Consider the following 4438-nt stretch of genomic DNA (forward strand, 5'->3'; position numbering starts at 1 on the left):
GCCTGGACGCGCCGGACATGGAAACCTATTCCAAGGCACTGAACGCGGCGCAGTTCCCGCTGTCGGTCCTGGCCGTCACCGAGCATGCCGCGCAGCTGTACCGCAAGGGCATTTACGGCAACACCATGACCTCCAACCCGCGGGCGCTGGACGTGGCCTGCGCCACCCTGTCGCTGCTGACCCCGCAAGTGCGCGAGAACATCCGCGAACGCGGCGCCGAAGCCGTGCGCAAGCTGGAACAGCTGAAGACCGACCTGGGCGGGCTGATCACCAAGGTGCAGGGCACCGGCCTGCTGTTCTCCTGCGAGCTGGCCCCGCAGTTCAAGTGCTACGGCGCCGGTTCCACCGAGGAATGGCTGCGCAACCACGGCATCAACGTCATCCACGGCGGCGAGAACTCGCTGCGCTTCACCCCGCATTTCGGCATGGACAGCGAAGAGCTGGACCTGCTGGTGGGCCTGGTGGGCCGGGCGTTGAAGGAAGGCCCGCGCCGGGAGCAGTCGCAGGCGGCGTGAGGCCCGTGGCCGTGCGGGTGTGAACCCGCATGGCCGGTGCCGCGAGACGGCAGCCGACCAACGGTCGGCTCTACCCGGGCAAGGGCAGCCGACCAACGGTCGGCTCTACCGGCGATGGGCCGATTGGCCTCCGCGCCGGGAACGCGCGATAATCCCCTCCCGCATTCGCGGAACGAACCCCGTCACGAGGCCGGAACATCGGTCATCGGCGGGGCTTTTTCGTTTCCGCCGCACCCGTTCCCGAACACAGGAAGATCCAATGAAGTCGATTTGCGTTTACTGTGGCTCCAATCCCGGCAGCAAGCCGATCTACACCGAACGCGCCATTGCGCTGGGTGACCGCATCGCCCGCGACGGCCTGCGCCTGGTCTATGGCGGCGGCAACGTCGGCCTGATGGGCACCGTGGCCAATGCCGTGCTGGCCGGCGGCGGCGAAGTGACCGGCGTTATCCCGCAGCAGCTGGCCGACTGGGAAGTGGCCCACCGCGGCCTGACCGAGCTGGAGATCGTTGGCTCGATGCACGAGCGCAAGTCGCGCATGTTCGAGCTGTCCGACGCGTTCGTGGCCCTGCCCGGTGGCTTCGGCACCATGGAAGAGATCTTCGAGATGCTCACCTGGCGCCAGCTCGGCATCGGCAACAAGCCGTGCGCGTTCCTGGACGTCGACGGTTTCTACGCACCGCTGATCGGCATGATCGACCGCATGGTCGAAGAGCGCTTCCTGCACCCGGAACAGCGCGCCGACCTCTGGTACGGCTCGGACATCGACGCCATGCTGGACTGGATGCGCGCGTACGAGCCGGCGCAGGCATCCAAGTGGATCGACGAGAAGCGTCGCGCCGCCCTGGTGTGATCGTGTGACGCGGTGACGTGGGTCTGCCGGCCAGCGGCCGGCACTACCCTGCGAAGGTGTCCATGGGCGCGGGCCGGCCCAGCAGGTAGCCCTGGCCGTAGTCGCAGCCCAGCTGCAGCAGGGTCTGGCGCTGGGCATCGTTTTCGATGCCCTCGCCCACCGTCTCGATGCCCAGCGTGCGGGCCAGCGACAGCACGCCCTGCACCAGCGCGTAGGTGCTCTGCATGTCCTGGCCGTGCAGGCCGGCGATGAAACTCTGGTCGATCTTCAGCGTCGAAATCGGGAACCGGTGCAGGTAGGACAGCGCCGAGAAGCCCGTACCGAAATCATCCAGCTGCACCAGCACGCCGCGCTCGCGCAGCGCCTGCAGGATGCGCAGCGTGCGCGGGCCGTCGTCGAGCAGCGCCACTTCGGTGATCTCCAGGCGCAGGCGGTGTGGGTCGGCACCGGCCGCCTCGATCAGCCCGAACAGGCGCGCGCTGAAATCGGCCGAACGGAAATGCCGTGGCGACACGTTCACCGACAGATAGCCCTCGCCCCCCTTCGCGAGCTGCCCGATCACGTCTTCGTACAGCAGCCAGTCCACCTGTTCGATCAGCCCGCTTTCCTCGCCGAGGTCGAGGAACGCGCTGGGCAGCAGCAGCCCACGGCGTTCGTGGCGCCAGCGCAGCAGGGCTTCATAGCCCACCACCGCGCCGTCGGACAGCCGCACGATCGGCTGGTAATACGGCAGGAAGTCGCGGTTGATGATCGCCCGGCGCAGATCCGCTTCCAGGTCCAGGCTGCGCAGGGCTTCCTCGCGCATGGCCTCGTCGAACACCGCGCAGCGGTCCTTGCCCTGGGCCTTGGCCCGGTACATCGCCGCGTCGGCATCGCGGACCAGTTCCTCGCCATTGCGGTAGCGCGGGTTCCACATCGCGATGCCCAGGCTGCCGGACGGAAACAGTTCGCGCCCCTTCACCCACATCGACTCTTCCAGCGCCACCAGCATCCGCTGCGCGAACTCGCGCGCCGAATCCAGGCCGTGGTCGCACTGCAGCACGATGGCGAATTCATCGCCGCCCAGCCGCGCCACCACGTCGCCCGGGCCGATCATCGACACGATCCGCTTGGCCACCTCGACCAGCATCTGGTCGCCGGCCGCGTGGCCGATGCTGTCGTTGACCAGCTTGAACCGGTCCAGGTCCAGGAACAGCACCGCAAAGCGTGGGCCGTCGGGCACCCGGGCGCGGGCGATGGCATCTTCCAGCCGGTCCAGCAGGTGCAGGCGGTTGGGCAACCCGGTCAGCGCGTCGTGCATGGCCTGGTGGGTCAGGCGCTGCTCGGCGCGCAGGCGCTCGCCGATCTGCCCGAGCAGCTTGTCGTTCACCTCGGCCAACTCGCGGGTGCGCTCGTCCACGCGCTTTTCCAGCTCGGCGTGCGCGTTGCGCAGGCGCTCCTGGTCGCGCTGGCGGGCCAGGCCGTTGCCGATGTTCTGCGCCACGAAGGTGAGCAGGCGCTGGTCGTGCGCGGTGAAGCTCACCTCCGGCGAGTAGCTCTGCACCACGATCACCCCGACCACGTCGTCGTCGCTCAACAGCGGCACGCCCAGCCAGCAATGCGAGCGCGCACCGAACTCGCGCACCCGCCCGGCGTCCCGCAGCGCGTCGATGTGCTCGCGCGAGGCCAGCAGCGGCTGCCGGTTGCGCACGATGAACTCGGTCAGGCCCTGGCTGAACGGACGCGGCGCGCGCGACGCGTTGTACTCATCCACCGAGTACACGAAATCCAGCCCGTCGCCGCCTTCGTTGACCAGCGCGATGTAGAAATTGCGTGCATCCAGCAGTGTGCCCACCACGCCATGCACCTGCACGTAGAACTGGGCCAGGCTTTCGGCGCTCATCGCCATTTCAGCGATGTTGAACAACGCCAGCTGCAGCTTCTCGGCGCGGCGGCGTTCCACCACCTCGTCCTGCAGGCTGCGGTTGGCGCGCTGCAGTTCCAGGGTGCGCCGCTCCACCTGGCGCTCCAGCTGCACCTGGGCCTGGCGGCGGTCCATCGCGGTGAGGATGTGCTGGGCCACGTAGCCCAGCAGGGTGCGGTCGGCCTCGTTGTAGCGCACCCGCTGCTCGTAACTCTGCACCACGATGGCCCCGCACACGCGGCCCTCGCGCAGCATCGGCACGCCCAGCCAGTCCAGGCTTTCCGGCCCGCGGCTGGGGTCGTATTCGTCGTTCATCGCCGCCAGCAGCTCGTTGGATGGCCCGCTCAGCGGCTGCCCGTGGCGCAGCAGCGCGAAGGTCAGGCTGCGCGGCATTTCGTGTTCTTCGTAGCTGCGGTCGGGGTCGGCCACGAAGCTGTCGCGCTGGTCGGCGAAGTACAGGAAACGCACCCGCCGGCGCACGTCGTCGTACTCCACGATGTAGCAGTTCTGCGCGTACATCAGCGAATTGAGCACGCGGTGGAAGTGGCGCAGCATGTCGGCCATTTCCAGGTCCGCGCCGGCCAGGTCGGCAATCTCGTACAGCGCCTGCTGCAGCCGTTTGGAGGTTTCCAGCGAGCGGATCTGCGCCCGCTGCCGGGCCAGGGCCACCGCATCCTGCAACGCCTGCCGGGCGATGTCCCACCAGGCCTGGTCGGGCACGCCACCGTCAGCAGTCAGCGCCTGCACCGCCAGTTCGCTGCCGTGGTCCTGCCAGCGGCGCAGCGCGGTCTCGGCGCTGGTGGCACCGCCCAGCAGCGCCTCCAGCAGCGCGGCGGGGTCCTGCGCGGGGGCGGGATCGGCCTGGCAGCCTTCCCCCAGGCCTGGATCGGACCAGGCCAGCGCCACCTGCGCATCGCCGGGCAACAGCGCGCCCAACGCCTGCGCGAGCGCAGCGGAAACCACTGCGTCATGATCGGAATGCCGCACGGATGTCGCTATCTGGCTGGACACGATGCTGATCTCTTCTGGCGCCGGATGCCCGGCACCTCCCCTGTGCCCTGAGCATAACGCGGCGGGCGGGGGGCAATGGAAGCCCACAACCCCGTTCAGCGCCTTCGGACGTTGAACAGGTCATGCCCCCCGTGCCCGCCGCGTTATGCTCAGGGC

At 68.5% G+C, this 4438-nt stretch carries 3 protein-coding genes; 2 read left to right on the top strand and 1 reads right to left on the bottom strand.

The genetic code is table 11. The features are described from left to right. Both DBR34_RS24430 and DBR34_RS20675 read left to right on the top strand, forming a co-directional pair. Window positions 1-515: aminotransferase class III-fold pyridoxal phosphate-dependent enzyme (locus tag DBR34_RS24430; RefSeq protein ID WP_258224215.1), on the top strand; the 515-nt coding region annotated here is incomplete at its 5' end. A 259-nt stretch (window positions 516-774) separates the two neighbouring features. Then, the gene (locus DBR34_RS20675) at window positions 775-1368 is read left to right on the top strand and encodes a TIGR00730 family Rossman fold protein (RefSeq protein ID WP_038688904.1); all 594 of its coding nucleotides are present in this window, start codon (window positions 775-777) and stop codon (window positions 1366-1368) included. A 43-nt stretch (window positions 1369-1411) separates the two neighbouring features. Here DBR34_RS20675 and DBR34_RS20680 read toward each other — a convergent pair whose 3' ends face one another. Next, complete coding sequence (locus tag DBR34_RS20680) at window positions 1412-4234, bottom strand: EAL domain-containing protein (RefSeq protein WP_128098165.1); 2823 nt, start codon at window positions 4232-4234, stop codon at window positions 1412-1414. Window positions 4235-4438 lie beyond the last annotated feature (204 nt).

Source organism: Stenotrophomonas sp. HMWF003, from assembly GCF_003061285.1.
Classification (GTDB): domain Bacteria; phylum Pseudomonadota; class Gammaproteobacteria; order Xanthomonadales; family Xanthomonadaceae; genus Stenotrophomonas; species Stenotrophomonas maltophilia_AP.

Excerpts from the sequence above, each read along its gene's own strand:
- DBR34_RS20675 (WP_038688904.1), top strand. The coding sequence starts at position 775 with ATGAAGTCGATTTGCGTTTACTGTGGCTCCAATCCCGGCAGCAAGCCG.